This window comes from Shewanella sp. SM101 (assembly GCF_025654465.1).
Taxonomy (GTDB): domain Bacteria; phylum Pseudomonadota; class Gammaproteobacteria; order Enterobacterales; family Shewanellaceae; genus Shewanella; species Shewanella oncorhynchi.
In genome coordinates, this window is record NZ_JAKKRH010000001.1 from 53,782 (window position 1) to 69,870 (window position 16,089).

Sequence of the window (16,089 nt, forward strand, 5' to 3'; positions counted from 1 at the left end):
ATGGGCATCAAATGCAATCTAATGCTTAGTAATAATCTCTCACTAAGATCTCGGCAATTTGCACACTGTTCAAGGCTGCGCCTTTACGAATATTGTCTGACACGACCCACAAGTTAATCCCGTGAGAATGAGAAATATCCTTACGAATGCGACCCACATAAACCGGATCGGTTCCTGCGGCATCTGTCACTGCTGTTGGATAATCATCATCGGATTCAAACAATACCACTCCTTCGGCATTACGCAGTAAAGCTTTAACGTCTTCGGCATCAACAGGCTGACGAGTTTCGATATTAATGGCTTCCGAGTGACCATAAAACACAGGCACACGTACGGCAGTCGCATTCACTAAAATCTCATCGTCACCGAAAATCTTCTGGGTTTCCCAGACCATTTTCATTTCTTCTTTGGTATAGCCGTTATCCATAAATTTATCGATTTGTGGCAATACGTTAAAAGCAATTTGTTTTGGATAGACTTCAGCGTCAGCAGGTAAACCTTGCAGTAATTTAGTGCACTGATGCGCTAATTCTTCAATGGCTTTTTTACCTGTGCCCGATACTGACTGGTACGTTGCCACATTAATGCGGCTGATACCATAGGCATCATAAATAGGCTTAAGTGCCACCAGCATTTGAATGGTTGAGCAATTTGGGTTAGCAATGATATTGCGATTGCGGAAATCAGCGATAGCATGCGGATTCACTTCAGGTACAACCAAAGGAATATCGATGTCGTATCTAAAGTGAGAGGTGTTATCAATCACAACACAGCCTGCTTCAGCAGCAATCGGTGCCCATTTGGCGGAAACATCACCACCTGCAGAGAAGAAACCAATTTGAGCTTGGGTCCAATCGAAGGTTTCTACGTCGAGAATGGTAATTTGTTTGCCATGAAAGCTGACCGTTTCACCGGCGCTGCGGCTACTGGCTAAAGGGTACAAATTGGCAACCGGGAAATTACGCTCTTCGAGGATCTCTATCATAGTTTGACCCACTGCGCCCGATGCACCTAAAACGACAACATTAAATTCCTGTGACATAGCTACTGACCGACTCCTGAAAAACCTAAATTGGACAACCAATCTACCTCAGATTGACCGTCATAAGCCAGCGCCAATGCACTAAATTCGCGTCTATGTTGGTGATTTTTTCTCATAGTGTCGAAGCCATTCTCATTTAAGAATGTATTTCTGAACATCTTGTCATCATCGCGCAAATCATAGACAAAACGCGCGAGCTGTAATAACGCTTTTTCATTCGGCGCGGTCGCAAGTTCGACCGCCTTAATGTTAAAGCTTGGCAAGAGATCCAGCAGACTTTTATCGGCAGCAATATTAAGTAACTGACACAGCTTTTGATAGAGCATAAAAGTGCCGCGCGCCTTACCTTCTAAGCTGTAACCTGCAATATGCGGCGTGGCAAATTCAGCCAGTGGCACCAGTTCAGGCATCGGTGTTGGCTCGCCTTCCCACACATCGAGTACAAGTTTGAGATCATCACGCTGGCGTTTAACTCTGACAAGTGCTTTGTTATCTATCACATCACCGCGGCAGCAATTCACTAACCATGTATTGGGTTTGAGCGCCTTTAAGCGCGCCTCATCGAATAAATGTTTGGTTTTATGCTCGCCTGTTCGCGTGATGGGCACATGCAAACTGATGATATCGGCCTGCGCCATGATGGTTTCTAAGCTCACAAAACTGCGCGGATCGCCCTGTTTCTCTTTGATGGGATCATTAAGCAACACGCTAATACCGTAGGCTTGCAAACATTTTGCTGTTGCAGTACCGGTATTGCCCGCGCCCACTATGCCGACGACCTTGCCCTTAAGCGGCGAATCAAACCGCTGTGCTAGCTCCAGCATAGCGATAAAAGCAAATTCCCCAACCGCAGTCGCATTGCAACCTGGCGCATTAGAGAAGGGGATATTACGCTCGGCAAGGTAGGCTAAATCCACATGATCTGTGCCTATAGTGGCACTGCCGACAAACTTCAGTTGATGATTGTCCGAGAGCAACTCGGCATTCACTTTGGTGACTGAGCGCACTAATAACACATCGGCATCGCGCACTTGCGCTGCGGTTAACGTGCGGCCATTAACAGGAATAATTTCCCCGAGATCGCCAAATAGCGGTTCAACATAGGGCATATTTTCATCGACTAAAATCTTCATGGGCACCTGATCTAAAAAAGTGGGAATGGAAGGCATCAAGATGCTCGGTATTCTAACAAGACTAATGGGATAAATCCTTGTCGATGCAACAGGTTTACAAAAAACGCCCATAAAAAAGGGAAGCCTAAGCTTCCCTTCTATCGCGTTTGATAAACAAACTTATTTGAATTTACGCATCACTAGCGTGGCGTTTGTACCACCAAAACCAAAGCTGTTACTCATGACTGTAGTCAGCTCAGCATCACGATACTCACGCACGATAGGCATATCTTTCGCCGCTTCGTCCAGATTTTCGATATTGATGCTTGGGGCAATAAAGCTGTTTTCCATCATGATTAAGCTGTAAATCGCTTCATGTACGCCTGCGGCGCCTAATGCATGACCTGTCATAGACTTAGTCGATGCAATCGGTGGGCACTTGTCTTTGAAAACTTCACGTAGCGCTTCTAATTCACGCACGTCGCCCACTGGCGTTGAAGTGCCGTGAGTATTGATGTAATCGATTGGGGTATCGACATCCATCATCGCCATTTGCATACAACGCACAGCACCTTCACCCGATGGCGCCACCATGTCATAACCGTCTGAAGACGCGCCATAACCAATCACTTCAGCGTAAATTTTTGCGCCGCGAGCCAGAGCATGCTCTAACTCTTCAACCACTAAAATACCGCCGCCGCCAGAAATCACAAAACCATCACGGTCTGCATCATAGGTACGAGAGGCTTTTTCGGGTGTGGCATTGTACTTGGTTGACAGTGCGCCCATAGCGTCGAAGCCCATGGTCAGTGTCCAATCCACTTCTTCAGCACCGCCGGCAAACACCATGTCTTGCTTACCCATTTGGATAAGTTCAACGGCATGACCAATACAGTGGGCGCTAGTTGCACAGGCTGAACTGATAGAATAATTCATGCCTTTAATTTTAAATGGCGTGGCTAAACAAGCGCTGGCCGTGCTCGACATGATGCGAGGCACAATATACGGACCTACGCGTTTAACGCCTTTTTCACGCAATGTATCGGCAGATTGTACTTGGTTAGACGATGATGCGCCGCCTGTACCCACAATCAAACCTACGCGCGGATCTGAATACTGTTCTTCAGTTAAATTGGCATCGGCAACCGCTTCTTGCATAGCAATGTAGGCATAAGCTGCCGCATCACCCATAAAACGCAATGCCTTACGATCGATATGCTCAGCAGGGTTTAACTTGATGTCACCCCATACATGGCTACGTAATTGCATCTCTTCAAACTGAGCTGAATGCGTAATACCACTGCGGCCCGCTTTCAGTGACTCGGTCACTTCTTGCTTGTTATTACCGATACTTGAAACAACACCCATTCCGGTGATCACGACTCTTTTCATTTTATTGCTATCCATTGTGTACATGTCAGTACCTACTTTTCGCTGAGCCAATAGTATCTGTTTTGACTCAATTAAGTGGTCAGCTTTCCATAAAGGCGAGTAAAATAATGCCAATTATGAGACCGAGAGTAAATTTCTTTGACTGCAGAGCCCAATAAACCTTGCCAAATTAAGCGCGATTACCCGCAATTAATCAACCTTTATCCCGCAACAGCTCACACTGATGCACACTATCTCAGCAAGTTGAGCATTTATCAGCAGCGGATATTTGAGGCTCATTCACAGCAAAAACTCTTAGTATTAGGCCAAATTGGTCTAAGCAACGGGCTTGAACTCTTAGCTTGGTGGCGCGCTCATTCGCACCTTAGCCAACGTTTACTTTTAAAAGTGTTCGAACCCAATCCGATTAATGCTTACGAACTTAAATTACTTTGGGATCAATCCGCCTGTTTAACCAAAGAGCCTGAATTTGAGCCACTTGCCCAACGCTTACTTAATGCAGAGCCCGCGGCTATTATAGGTTGCCAGAGATTAATTTTTGATGACGGTCGTACCACAATCGACCTGCACTTTGGTGATATTCAATCCCAGCTCAGTTCGCTCATCCATTCTCCGCTTCACCCCGTTCAGCACTGGCTGGTATTGCCCCATCTACAAAATGGGTTAAATCAGCAGATCCATTGGCAGATGGCAAAACTCAGTGACGATAGCGCGACCATTGCCACTATTGCCACTATTGCCACTATTGCCACTATTGCCACTATTGCCACTATTGAATCAAGCGAATCAAGCGGATTAAACGAAACAACAATCAATCGTTTCCAAGCCTGTGGCTTTGAGGTGAGGGATTTTACCTGCACTGAAATACAGACAAACCATCAGCCTGATGCCATTTTGTTACACGAGCGCCACGTCTTACGCCAGCAAGATGCCAAAGCCTATGCCTTTAATCCTATGGCTGCAATCTTACCCTCGGACGCGCCCAGCTCGATTGCCATCATAGGCGGCGGGTTAGCCTCGGCGCATTTGGCGCTGTCTTTGGCGGAACGCGGCCAAAGTACGCAGCTCTTTTGTAAAGATGCCAAGCTTGGCCAAGGCGCCTCGGGCAATCGTCAAGGGGCGATTTATCCACTGCTGACACCGGAAAATGACGAGCTTAGCCGCTTCTTCCAACAGGCATTTTTATTTAGTCGACGTCGAGTGCAGGCGCTGACGTCTGCGCCCGCACCAAATCAAACGCCGATTTCCCATGATTTTTGCGGCGTATTGCAAACTGCTCACGATGAACGCAGCCAATTACGACTCGATAAAATCATTCAAGGCCAATCTTGGCCAAGTGAAATTGCCTATCGAGTCGATGCGCAGCAAGCCAATTCTCTTGCGAACATTAATATCGACAAATCAGGTTTTGTCTATCCCTTAGGTGGCTGGGTTTGTCCATTTGAATATGCCGAAGCTGCGATACAAAAAGCGCAGCAGCTTACTGAGGTTAAACTCCATATGGAGACTGAAATCCTTGAAATTGAGTATCAAAGTGAAGGTTGGTATTTAATCACCGCTAAGCATCGCTTTGGCCCCTTTACGCAACTTGTACTCGCCAATGGCGCAGAATTGACACAATTTGATGTCAGCAACAAATTACAAATTAGCCCCTTTCGCGGCCAAGTCAGCCATGTGCCCGCACAATTTCAATTGAGTCAGCTCGCAACTGTGCTGTGCGCCAACGGTTATTTAACCCCGAGTCACCAAGGGCTCCACTGTCTTGGCGCGAGTTACGTTAAAGAACCTAGGCATTTAAATTTTTGCCCGCAGGAGCAACAGGAAAACCTCGCCAAAATGCACGAGAGTTATCCGATGCAAAGCTGGCTTAAAGATATCGACATGAGTGGCAACAATGCCCGTGTTGGCGTGCGTATGGTGACGCGGGATCATTTCCCTATGATGGGCTGCGCGCCCGATGTGGCGAAAATCCTTGAGGATTATGAGCAACATCAACTCACTAAAGAGAGTCGTCACTACTGGCAAACCACGCCAGCGCCGGTGCATCAAGGACTGTATATTCTTGGCGGGTTGGGCTCACGGGGGTTAAGTTCAGGGCCTCTGGCCGCCGAATGTCTCGCGGCGCAGCTTTGCGTCGAACCAATACCGCTCGATAAAGCCACCCTGTGTAAACTCAACCCCAATCGCATGTGGCTGCGAAAATTGCTCAAGGGTAAAGCGCTCTAGGCAATCAATCGCTAGAAAAATAACGTTTTTGAGCACTATAAAAAAGGGATTAAGCCATGGCTTAATCCCTTTTTTAAATGTTTTCTGTAAACCACTTAAGCAGCAGTGATGACTATCGTGTTATCACTGCTGCTAGACTCAAGACTGCTAGCTTCAGCATATCGAGGTTTTCGCGGCGCTCTGGGCACTTTTACCCGAGTACGATTGTTGTTATCGCGACTCTGGCGGATCAGCGCATCGCCGCTAAGACTAGGTACTAGGCTCGATGTCAGGCTTGCAGCCTCACGGTGAGATTTCGCCAATCTGTCGTATAACAACACATTGACCGACGCAGCAAGATTCATACACCCTACCGTAGGCACATACACTACGGCATCGGCTTTATCGATAATCTCTTGGCCAATAGTGCCATCTTCAGGACCAAACACATAAAAGGCTTTCGCGGGATGGACAAAATCCGGCAGCGGCGTCGCGCCAACTACCAAATCCACACAGATAAGCTTAGTGTCCGCCGGAATCGAGGCGAGTAATGAAGTCACGCCCGTGAGCGGAATGCGCTCTCCAGCATCCTTAGTATCGACATGGTATTGCACTGCACCCGAACGCGCGGCTAACTCGTAGCGCCTGCCGGTATAAAATACGCCATCGACACCATAACAACCCGATGCGCGCATTATGCCGCCGACATTAACGGGCGTTTTAGGATTCACTAAACCGATAAATACTGCGCTGGCATCGAGCGTTTGCTCACAGGCAAATTCAGCACTCGGCATTTCTGTACTCGTTACTTCGGTACTAGTCACTGCAGTATTAGTCACTTGCTCGTTGTCAGTCATAGGCATAACGCTAGGCAACATCAAATTCGCCTGCAATCCATGCATGCAGATGTGCCCATGCCTGTTCAACCAAGGCATAATCGGCATCATTTAATTCTTGGCGCGCGAGCGCTAAACAGTCGGTCATTTTCAACATAAGGGCATCGAGGTCGGTTGCACCCTGCGCTTCAAGTTGCGATAACACAACGGCGACATGGCCCTGTAAATAGCCACAGGCAAACAAAGCATCGTCATCACCATGGCTGACTACACTGGCGATCCACTGTTCTAATGCGTCTTCGTAATGCTCTAACATTGGGTCTAACTCTCCATTAATACTGGATTGGCCGACACATCTGCTGCGACCAATAAATCTGGATTGGCCACCTGATACATAACGTAATCATGGTAGCCCGTCGTCACTTTATAATAGCCGCCAAGCTCGCTATCTAATTTAGGGTCGCCACTATCCACAATTAGTGGTCGTCCATCAAGTGCTTTTAGCTTAGTTTTTGTGGCGAGGATAATAATATTGTCTTTTCCGATGCGCCGAATAAGCTCAGGCGACAACTGTTGATTGCCGCGCCCTAAGATATGGCCTTGGCCGCCAATTAAAGTAATCACCAACTTAGTCGGCTTATCTTGGGTCAGTTCAAGTAATTCATTCGCGGTTAAGTCACTGCCGACAAGGTTTTTATCTTGAATGATATCAACACCTAGCAGGGTATTGTCCAGAGCTAACTCTTCCATCACAAAGGCAACCGTACTGCCAGAGCCCATGATGTACAGCTCATCTTCCATTTGATTGATCACATCGGCGGCGATATCGGCCAGCACGAGTTCATCGACTTCCTTGCCGCCCATCTTCACCGCTTGCACATAACGCGGCTCGGCGGGCACTAAAAGCTCGCCAAATCGTTTTGCACGCACTGTGCCTTGGCGAAAGGCAACTTCGTCGATATCCATCACATCGGCGGACATCAAACTAACGAGTTCACCATCGAGCAACATTTTGACCACCATGCCAGAGGCATGGGGCGTAATACCGTAAACGCCGGAATGAATTTTCACGCCAGCGGGCACGCCAAGTACGGGTAATTTGTCATCGATAGTAGCTTGCTCAAACACGGAATAAACGTCGCGGGCCGTGCCATCACCACCGGCAAAAAGCAGTAAATCCAGAGGTTCATCCAGCAGCGCACGCACAACGGCCTGCGTATCCAGCGCCTGCGTTTTATCTGGGGTTTGATACACCACTCGCGTGGTAAAACCGAGTGTTTTAGCCGCATCTTCACCCATGATTCCTGAGGCGGTAATAACCTCGATGTCATCGGCATAATCACGGATAACCTCAAGTGCCTGCATCATACGCAAAGCGGCTTTGGGTTCGGCGCCTAAGGCAAGCGCCTCTTCGGCAACGCCATCGCTGCCCTTAAGGCCAACACTGCCACCTAAGCCAGCCAATGGATTGATCACTAACCCTAAACGAAACCGAATCACTTTTTACCTCACTTAACGCAACCTTGGAATTTTTATCTTTATATTTTAGTATCTTAATAGATGCTTTTAATCGTGATTGATATTGCTAGATTGACATTGCTAGGCCGTATGGGAGGCAACGCCAGGTTTATCCCTAGGAATAAAGAATACCGCCAGCATAGCGGCAAAGGCGCATCCGGCTGCAAATACCCAAGACCAAACCGCCCCGCTACCATCGCCCCAAATATAGCCGCAAACCCAAGTACCGAGCGCGCCGCCAACCCCAAAACTTAAGCTGGCGTATAGGGCTTGACCTTGGCTTCTGTGACTCGCATCGAAATGCCTGTGCACAAATTGAATCGATGCCGCGTGAGTTAAGCCAAAGGTAAAGGCATGTAATAACTGGCTAAAACCAAGCCATAACACGCTATCCACTCCAAAGGCGACCAACAACCAACGCAAGCAAGTCATGCCGATACTGACAATCAATAAAGTATTAACACCATAGCGGCCCAGTAAACGCGGCGCGAACATAAACATCACGATTTCGGCCATAGCGCCAAGGGCGACAAATATCCCCGCTGAAGATTCTGAGTAACCCGCTTGCTTTAAATATAAGACGAAGAAGCCGTAGAAAGGTCCCGCGCTCATTTGCAGCAACATCGCCGAGAGTAAGAACCAAATAATCGCCCTATTCCATTGTAATGGCGGCCGCACTTGACTGGTGTCACGCACTAAACGATTTGCTGGTAATGGCAACGCACTGGCTAACATGCCGATAAACAATGAAAAACCGATATAAGGCAGCACTTCTGTGCCCCACTGGCCAATCGCAAAGCCCGCACCGACAACCAGGCAGATATAACCGACACTGCCCCAACTGCGAATTTGACCGTAGCGGCTGGCATTCTCGCCTAAGGTTTCTAAGGTGATCACTTCAAGCTGGGCAAGGATTGCGTTCCAAAAGAAGGTATAGAGGGCCAGACTCAGCGCCATATACACAAAACCGCCATGGTAGAAGAAACTCAAATACGCCAGCGCGGCGGCTCCCGCGCCCATTTTTATCAGCTCGGAACGCATCCCGGTTCGGTCAGCCACTTTGGCCCACACATTCGGGGCAACGATACGCGTCGCCATCAGGATGGCGAGTAAAAAGCCAATTTCTTGAGGATTAAAACCGCGATTTTCGAAGAAGACCCCAAGATATGGGACCATAGTACCGAGAATAGAAAAGAAGAAAAAATAGCAGGCACAAAGCCAGCGTAATTGCCGGCTTGTGCTAGAAGAAGTTGACATTAACGCATTCCCTTTATCTCATGCCACTTGTTGTATCGTTATCGCATACCATCTATCACATGCGCCTATCTCATACCCCTATTTCATGCGCCTATCGCATACCAAGCACGGGCGTGTGACTGCGTACATCCTGATTTTGCGCTCTGTGTCTTAGCAAGTGATCCATCAACACAATAGCAAGCATAGCTTCGGCAATCGGTACTGCGCGGATCCCAACACAGGGATCGTGACGACCTTTAGTGACAACTTCGGCCATTTCACCCTGCGCCGTCATACTTTGGCCCGGCACACTGATGCTTGATGTGGGTTTTAAGGCAATATGGGCAATGATCGGCTGGCCCGATGAAATTCCACCGAGCACACCGCCCGCATGGTTAGATTCAAAGCCTTGAGGCGACATTAAGTCACGACCTTCGGAGCCCTTTTGAGTCACTACGCCAAAACCATCACCAATTTCAACGCCTTTGACGGCATTGATGCCCATTAGCGCGTGGGCGATATCAGCATCCAATCGATCAAATACAGGCTCACCTAAACCCACTGGCACGCCTGTCGCGATAACGGAGATTTTCGCGCCAATGGAGTCACCGGATTTTTTCAGCTCACGCATGTATTCATCAAGCGCTTCAAGCTTGCTGGCATCGGGGAAGAAAAAGGCATTTTGCTCAATTTGGTCAAGATCAATAGTCTGCGCACAAATAGGACCCAGCTGGGACATAAACCCATAGATCTCGATACCATGAACTTGCTTCAAATACTTTTTAGCCACCGCACCTGCCGCAACGCGCATCGCGGTTTCACGGGCAGACGAGCGGCCACCACCACGATAGTCACGCATACCGTACTTTTGCTGGTAGGTATAATCGGCGTGTCCAGGGCGGAATAAATCTTTGATATTAGAGTAATCTTGACTGCGTTGATCGGTATTTTCGATCAAGAGTCCAATTGAGGTACCCGTGGTTTTACCTTCGAAAACGCCGGATAAAATCCGCACTTCGTCTGGCTCACGGCGGGCCGTGGTATATCGGGATGTCCCTGGGCGACGGCGGTCAAGATCATGCTGCATATCGGCCTCGGTTAATTCAAGCCCTGGTGGGCAACCATCAATAATGCAACCCAGTGCAACACCGTGACTCTCACCAAACGTCGTCACTACAAAATTTTGACCAATACTGTTTCCAGACATCCGCTTTGTACACCTTAGGTTATTTTTTCATCGCTCCGTGTCCAGCGAGTACTGGACAATTTATTTTCCCGCTGCAAGCCTAACTGGCAGCGGGAAAAGTCTCAACCTAATTTGCTATCTTAGGCTATTGTGCGTCGCGATAAATACCAAATACCGACTGATTTTCAACCAGTTGATCGCGGGTCAATACGAATACGCCATCGCCACCATTTTCAAAGTTAATCCAAGTGAATGGCACTTCTGGGAACTGCTCAATCAAATGCACCATAGAATTACCGACTTCGACAACGAGCAAACCCGTTGGCGTGAGGTATTGCGCGGCATTGGCGAGTATACGTTTGGTTAAATCTAAGCCGTCGCGACCTGAGGCTAAACCAATGGCAGGCTCATGATGATATTCATCTGGCATGTCGCCAATGTCTTCAGCATCCACATAAGGTGGGTTTGAAACAATCAAATCATACTGTGGACCTTCTGGGATGGCCGAGAACAGATCCGATTGCATCGGGAATACTCGGTCCATCACACCTAAGGTTTCGATATTGATTTGCGCCACATCTAAGGCATCTTCACTGATATCCAGCGCGTCAACTTCGGCGTCTTCAAATTCGTAGGCGCAAGCAATGGCGATACAAGCGCTGCCAGTACATAAATCTAAAATACGCGTTACCGGTTTGCCGTATAACCAAGGGCTAAAACGGTTGGCGATCATTTCAGCAATCGGTGAACGTGGCACTAACACGCGCTCATCGACGTAAAATTCAAGTCCAGCAAAACGCGCTTTGTTGGTCAGATAAGGCACAGGTAGGCGCTCTCTGACACGGCGAATAATCAACTCGACAATTTTATGCTTTTCACTGCTGGTCAAGTTGCTTAAAATCACTTGCTGGCCGATTTCTTCGGGTAAGTGTAAAGCATGGAAAACTAAGGCGATGGCTTCATCCCACGCGTTATCAGTACCATGACCATAATACACATTGGCGTCGTTAAAACGGCTCACGGCCCAACGTAACATATCGCCAATAGTGCGTAATTCTGTCACAGCTTCATCTACAAAGATCTTATCCAAAACGTGCTCCCGCTAGTTTGTTCGCGAACATTGTAACTGAACTCTATTCAGAAACCATAGGATTCAATAGAATACCCGCCATGAATAAAGACGACGACAAAGAAGGCTTGGCGATGTTCTCAGCGCTTATCGATGGTATTAAACCCATCACGCAAAATAAGCGACACTTTCGCACGCCCTTAAAAACCAAACAGGAAATAGAACTGAAAGAGCAGCAACTGCATGCTAACAGTTATTTCTCAGATACTTATCAGCCGCTACTGCCAGCTCAAGGGCCAATGCGTTGGTTAGAGGAAGGGGTTGATAGCCTAGAACTCAAACGCCTGCGACGTGGGGATTACCAGCCAGATTTGCTGCTGGATTTGCACGGCTATCGCCAATCGGAAGCCAAACTTGAGCTAGCGGCACTGATCCAAGCCTGCGTTAAACAGCAAAGCCTGTGTTGCTGCATTATGCATGGTTACGGCAGTGGCATATTGAAACAACAAGTCCCCATGTGGTTAGTGCAGCATCCTATGGTGAAGGCTTTCCATCAGGCCCCTAAAGAATGGGGCGGCGATGCGGCGTTATTAGTGCTGATTGATATTGGTGAGCAGCCGCATAGACGTTAACTCGCTATCGGCTTTAAACATTAACGTTTCCGATTTGGCGATTTGGCGATTTGGCGATTTGGCGATTTAGTGATTTTGCGAGTTTCCTACGTTTACCGAAAACGAAACGGCCCACATTCAGTGGGCCGTTTGTTTGTAAAAGGGATATAAATCAAGACTAGCTAATGCTGTGGGGTGCGTGCTGCCATACGATTGAAGCTTGCTCGGCATGTTTATCAATGAGCGTAATGCCCGAGGTGGCAAATAACGGCGGCTCAACACCCGCCACTAACTCACTGACTAAATAGCCCAATAACGGCATGTGAGCAATCACTAGCACTTTATCCGCCTTGTATAACTCCGCGTAGGCTACAACTAACGCGGCTACATTGGCGGGATCGCCAGAAGGAACAAGATTATCAGCGACTAACCACTTACGCGGCTCAGGAAAATGCTGACTCAGCTCCTGCCAAGTTTGCTGTGCACGTAAGTAAGGACTCACCAAAACAAGATCGAAATCAGTCACACTGCGAGCCAACCAGTTGCTCATCAACACAGTATGGTGCCTTCCAACATCGGTCAGTGTTCTGTCTCTATCAGACTGAGCATTAAATCCGGCGTCACCATGTCTCATCAAAAATAGCTGCATACTTCTCTCGCGACTCAAACTTGTTTTTGTTTTATCCCAATTGTAGCCCTAAAATCCATTTCAACAAACCTTGTAAGACTTAATCTTTAGTCGATAAACACAAGAGATATTTGCTAAAAACCATTAAGACTATCAATATATAACAAGCTATCGTTATCGGAGTGTCTCTTTGCAAGCCTCTCAGTCCATTTATAAAAGTCCAAATGATCACCGTCAGTATCGTTATCTTGTGTTAGATAACGCGCTTAGGGTGTTATTGGTTGAAGATCAAGATGCCAGCCAAGCGGCCGCATCTATGGCTGTAGGCGTGGGTCATTTTGATGATCCCGCAGATAGACCCGGCATGGCGCACTTTTTAGAGCATATGCTCTTTCTTGGTACCGAAAAATTTCCCGACTCAGGCGAGTACCACGCCTTTATCAACCAACATGGCGGCAGCAATAACGCTTGGACGGGCACAGAGCACACCAACTTCTTTTTCACCATCAATGAAGACGTGTTTGCCGACTCCTTAGACAGATTCAGCCAATTTTTTATTGCACCTAAATTTGACTTAGAACTGGTCGACAGAGAGCGCCAAGCCATTGAATCTGAATTTAGTTTAAAACTGAAAGACGATATCCGCCGTACCTATCAAGTGCTCAAAGAGACAGTTAATCCACTGCATCCTTTCTCAAAATTTTCAGTCGGTAACTTAGTCACCTTAGGCGGAGAGCAAGCACAGGTACGTAGCGAATTACTCGATTTCTATCAAAGCCACTACAGCGCCAACTTAATGACCTTGTGCTTAGTCGCGCCGCTTTCCCTCGACGAATTAGAAGATTTAGCCTGCCATTATTTTAGCGGGATCCAAAACTTGAACTTAGTGAAAAACTATCCTCAAGTGCCGCTGTTTTCAGAAAATGAGCTGTTAACCCAAATTGATATCGTGCCGCTTAAGGAGCAAAAACGCTTAAGCATCAGCTTTAATTTCCCTGGCATTGACCACTACTACAAACGTAAGCCTTTGACTTATATCAGCCATATTTTAGGCAATGAGAGCCATGGCAGCCTTTTGTCCTATCTTAAAGAGCAGGGACTGGTGAATAACTTGTCCGCGGGCGGCGGCGTAAATGGTTATAACTTCAAAGATTACAGTATCGGTTTACAGTTAACCGATAAGGGACTGGCGAATCTTGATGAGATTATCAGCTGCTGTTTTGAGTATATTGAGCTCATCAAAACCCAAGGTTTAGATGAATGGCGTTATTTAGAGCGCGCAAACCTGCTCAAAATGGCATTTCGCTACCAAGAGCAAGTTAAATCACTCGATTTAGCCAGCCATCTCAGCATCAATATGCATCATTATGAAGTCGAAGATTTGGTCTTTGGTGACTATCGAATGGATGGACTAGATATTCCAGAAACCATAGCCCTACTCGAGCTAATGACGCCCCACAATATGCGTCTGCAGCTTATCGCGCAATCGGTTAAAACGGATCGTAAAGCCAACTGGTATCACACGCCCTATAAAGTGCGCCTTATTGCACCTCAGTCCCTCGTTCGTTGGCAAGTGAGCAGTATTCGCCCAGAATTACAATTACCTGCAGCAAACCCATTTATCGTCGCCGACTCCATTCCTCGACCAGATAAGAGCGATGTCGAGGTACCAGTGATCGTTGCAGAATCGACGGGATACCGTATTTGGCACAAGAAAGACGATGAGTTTAATGTGCCCAAAGGCCACATGTATTTGTCGCTGGACTCAGAGCAGGCGAGTAAAACACCAAAACATGCCGCCCTCACCCGCTTGTATGTTGAAATGCTGCTCGATTATCTGACAGAACCAACCTATCAGGCCGAAGTCGCGGGCTTAAGTTACAATATTTATCCGCATCAAGGTGGCATTACCCTGCATTTATCGGGCTTTACCGGTAATCAAGAAACCCTTTTGGCCTTGTTAATCCACAAAGCCAGAGAGCGTAATTTTACTGAAGAACGTTTTGCCCTGATTAAATCTCAATTACTGCGCAGTTGGCAGAATCTAGCGCAGGCTAAACCTATTTCGCAATTGTTTACTAGTTTGACTGTCACGCTACAAAAAAGCAGTTATGAGCCTGCCCGCATGGCTCAAATGCTCGAAGACATAAGCCTTGAAGATTTGCATAACCATGTACGCGCCTTTTACGAGAAGATCTATCTTGAAGGATTAGTTTATGGGGATTGGTTAGTCTCTGAAGCGCAAGCTCTCGGTAAACGCTTAGAGCACATTCTATCCTTGGTTTCGACGCCAAGCGCAGAGTCCACAAGAGAGTTAGTCAATTTAACGGGCCAAGGCACCTTACTTAGAGAACTTGCGATAGATCATCAAGATAGCGCGATCATTGTGTATTACCAATCCGCAGTAGCAACGCCAGAAAAAATGGCACTGTTTAGCTTACTAAATCACACTATGTCGTCTACCTTCTTCCATGAACTGCGCACCGAGAAACAGTTAGGCTACATGGTTGGCACAGGTTATCTGCCGCTCAATCGCCATCCAGGACTCATTTTTTATATCCAGTCACCTACGACTGGACCACTGCATTTATTAGAGGCGATAGATGAGTTTATTGCCGACTTTAATTACGCCGTGATGCAAATCACCAACGAAGAATGGGAAAGCACTAAGGTCGGTCTTATTAGTCAGATCATGGAGCACGATGCGAACCTCAAAACTCGCAGTCAACGTTATTGGGTCAGTGTCGGCAATAGAGATTATCAATTTAACCAAAGAGAACTCGTCGTAGACGAAATCACTAAGCTCACCCGCACTGATTTACTCAAATTCATGATGCGTAAAATGCGTACTAAGCACAGCGATCGCTTAGTGTTATTTAGCACAGGTGAACAACACAGAACCCAAGCCGCGCTGATGTCAGACAAAATGATCACGGATCTTAAAGTTTTTAAGCAAACGGCAGAAAAGTTTAATTTCTAAACAAAAAACACTTTTGCTCACACATTTGTGAGCAAAGTTAGGTAAACAAACAGAACCTCTACAAATCAGTCCAACTATAGTCGTATCTTTCAGTGTTGGACGTAATCCTGATGTAAAACATGGCTAGCCCATGTTCTACCACTTCAGCACCGAACAATTTTACTGCATCTACATGCTGTTAAAAGGATTTTCTGCAGACTCCACTTTGACAAACCGCTCACTTTCTGGAAAAGTGATGTAACACAATTGTTTCATGGCATCCTCGGATAATAAG

General features: G+C 47.1%; 13 protein-coding genes. 3 read left to right on the forward strand and 10 right to left on the reverse strand.

Annotated features, from left to right (window positions below; genetic code table 11):
• Positions 1 to 25: 25 nt before the first annotated feature.
• The 3 genes from L5M38_RS00225 to fabB all read right to left on the reverse strand — a co-directional run bounded on the left by L5M38_RS00225 (position 26) and on the right by fabB (position 3,546).
• On the reverse strand, positions 26 to 1,042 hold the full coding sequence (locus tag L5M38_RS00225; protein WP_131523510.1) for an aspartate-semialdehyde dehydrogenase: 1,017 nt from the start codon (positions 1,040 to 1,042) through the stop codon (positions 26 to 28).
• A gap of 2 nt (positions 1,043 to 1,044) precedes the next feature.
• Positions 1,045 to 2,175, reverse strand: a complete 1,131-nt coding sequence (locus L5M38_RS00230) for a 4-phosphoerythronate dehydrogenase (protein ID WP_263177951.1) — start codon at positions 2,173 to 2,175, stop codon at positions 1,045 to 1,047.
• A gap of 159 nt (positions 2,176 to 2,334) precedes the next feature.
• Entirely contained in the window at positions 2,335 to 3,546 is a 1,212-nt protein-coding gene (fabB, locus tag L5M38_RS00235; RefSeq protein ID WP_168824238.1) for a beta-ketoacyl-ACP synthase I, read from the reverse strand.
• 138 nt (positions 3,547 to 3,684) lie between these two features.
• Between fabB and mnmC the strand changes: the two genes are divergently transcribed.
• Positions 3,685 to 5,772: an FAD-dependent 5-carboxymethylaminomethyl-2-thiouridine(34) oxidoreductase MnmC gene (gene mnmC / locus L5M38_RS00240; RefSeq protein ID WP_263177952.1), complete on the forward strand. Its 2,088-nt coding sequence runs from the start codon at positions 3,685 to 3,687 to the stop codon at positions 5,770 to 5,772.
• A gap of 95 nt (positions 5,773 to 5,867) precedes the next feature.
• Here the strand turns inward: mnmC and L5M38_RS00245 are convergent, their stop codons facing one another.
• The 6 genes from L5M38_RS00245 to prmB form a co-directional block, all read right to left on the reverse strand.
• A complete protein-coding gene (locus tag L5M38_RS00245) occupies positions 5,868 to 6,629 on the reverse strand; it encodes an RNA methyltransferase (protein WP_263177953.1) in 762 nt (253 codons plus the stop codon).
• Positions 6,619 to 6,903, reverse strand: coding sequence for a YfcL family protein (locus L5M38_RS00250; protein ID WP_263177954.1), 285 nt, complete (start codon positions 6,901 to 6,903; stop codon positions 6,619 to 6,621). The genes L5M38_RS00245 and L5M38_RS00250 overlap by 11 nt, the downstream gene beginning before the upstream one ends.
• 5 nt (positions 6,904 to 6,908) lie before the next feature.
• Complete coding sequence (locus L5M38_RS00255) at positions 6,909 to 8,087, reverse strand: ATP-NAD kinase family protein (RefSeq protein ID WP_263177955.1); 1,179 nt, start codon at positions 8,085 to 8,087, stop codon at positions 6,909 to 6,911.
• Positions 8,088 to 8,186: 99 nt separating this feature from the next.
• Complete coding sequence (locus L5M38_RS00260) at positions 8,187 to 9,362, reverse strand: MFS transporter (protein WP_263177956.1); 1,176 nt, start codon at positions 9,360 to 9,362, stop codon at positions 8,187 to 8,189.
• A gap of 91 nt (positions 9,363 to 9,453) precedes the next feature.
• A complete protein-coding gene (aroC, locus tag L5M38_RS00265) occupies positions 9,454 to 10,548 on the reverse strand; it encodes a chorismate synthase (RefSeq protein ID WP_006082233.1) in 1,095 nt (364 codons plus the stop codon).
• 124 nt (positions 10,549 to 10,672) lie between these two features.
• Entirely contained in the window at positions 10,673 to 11,617 is a 945-nt protein-coding gene (gene prmB / locus L5M38_RS00270; protein WP_106650942.1) for a 50S ribosomal protein L3 N(5)-glutamine methyltransferase, read from the reverse strand.
• Positions 11,618 to 11,697: 80 nt separating this feature from the next.
• Between prmB and smrB the strand changes: the two genes are divergently transcribed.
• Positions 11,698 to 12,228 carry an endonuclease SmrB gene (smrB, locus tag L5M38_RS00275; protein ID WP_263177958.1) on the forward strand — a complete coding sequence of 177 codons (531 nt, stop codon included), beginning with the start codon at positions 11,698 to 11,700 and terminating at the stop codon, positions 12,226 to 12,228.
• A gap of 157 nt (positions 12,229 to 12,385) precedes the next feature.
• Here the strand turns inward: smrB and sixA are convergent, their stop codons facing one another.
• Complete coding sequence (gene sixA, locus L5M38_RS00280; RefSeq protein ID WP_263177959.1) at positions 12,386 to 12,856, reverse strand: phosphohistidine phosphatase SixA; 471 nt, start codon at positions 12,854 to 12,856, stop codon at positions 12,386 to 12,388.
• 169 nt (positions 12,857 to 13,025) lie between these two features.
• On the opposite strand from sixA, the gene L5M38_RS00285 reads away from it, so the two are divergent.
• A complete protein-coding gene (locus tag L5M38_RS00285) occupies positions 13,026 to 15,815 on the forward strand; it encodes an insulinase family protein (RefSeq protein WP_263177960.1) in 2,790 nt (929 codons plus the stop codon).
• The last annotated feature ends 274 nt before the right edge of the window (positions 15,816 to 16,089 follow it).